Source organism: Stenotrophomonas sp. YIM B06876 (assembly GCF_030711595.1).
GTDB lineage: Bacteria > Pseudomonadota > Gammaproteobacteria > Xanthomonadales > Xanthomonadaceae > Stenotrophomonas.
Map to the genome: position 1 here is coordinate 1 of NZ_JAUJUJ010000290.1, position 1,054 is coordinate 1,054.

The 1,054-nt window shown below is 65.2% G+C and carries 1 protein-coding gene; it reads right to left on the reverse strand.

The window, feature by feature from the left end; all coding sequences use genetic code 11:
- Window positions 1–182 precede the first annotated feature (182 nt).
- Window positions 183–1,054: TRAP transporter large permease (locus QZH66_RS16810; protein ID WP_305806998.1), on the reverse strand; the 872-nt coding region annotated here is incomplete at its 5' end.

The following is a 1,054-nucleotide window of genomic DNA, read 5'->3' on the forward strand; positions in this document are numbered from 1 at the left end:
GGCTGGCGCGGCGGTGCTGAGCTTGAGCTCGGTGGCCGCCTGGGCGGAAGCAGTGCCCGCCAGACAGGCGAGCAGCGCGGCGGCGACCAGGGCCGTGGGCCGTGCGATGGGTTTCATGGGAGCTCCTTCTCGGGGGTTAGGGTTGAAACAGACTGCGCCTGGGCGCCGCTGGCCTGTGCCGCTCATCGCACCAGGCCCATGGAAATCCATGGCTGCCAGGCAATCAGCGCGAGTGCCAGCAGCATGAGGGCGATAAAAGGCAAGGCGGCCATCACCACCTCGCTGAAGCTCTGCTTGAAGGCCGACATCGCGACCAGCAGGTTCAGGCCCACGGGCGGCGTCATCAGGCCGATCTCGAGGTTGACGATCATGACGATGCCGAACATCACCTCGTCCACGCCGAAAGCCTTTGCCGCCGGCGCCAGCAGCGGCGCGAGAATCAGGATGGCTTCGTTGGTGGTCATGACGCAGCCCACCACCAGCAGCAGCAGATTCACGGCGAGCATGAACGTCAGCGGGCTTCCGAACCACTGCTTCATCATGTCGACCATCATTTCGGGCACGCGATGCTCGGTCAGCACCAGATTCAGGCTCAGGGCCACCGCCAGCAGCGGAAACAGCGCGCCGCCCAGCTTGGCCGCATCGATGACCACCCGGTAAAAGCCCGAAGGCTTCATTTCGCGGTGCACGCAGATTTCGATGACCAGCGCGTACAGCAGCGCCACCGCCGCCGATTCGGTCGCCGAGAAGTAGCCGCTGTAGATGCCGCCGAGCAGGATCACCGGCATCAGGATGGCCCAGATGCCCGCGCGCAGCGCACGCCCGACTTCGGCGAAATCGAATTTCTGCATGGGAACATGGCGGTTGGCCCACATCGACCACGCCGACATCAGCACCAGCAGCAGAACACCGGGGCCGACGCCGGCGAGGAACAGATCCACGATGGACGTCTCGGTCACCAGGCCATAGACGATCAGCGGGATGGAGGGCGGAATCACGATGCCCAGGGTGCCGCCAGCCATCGTCGCGCCCAGCGCGAAGCGGTTGCTGTACC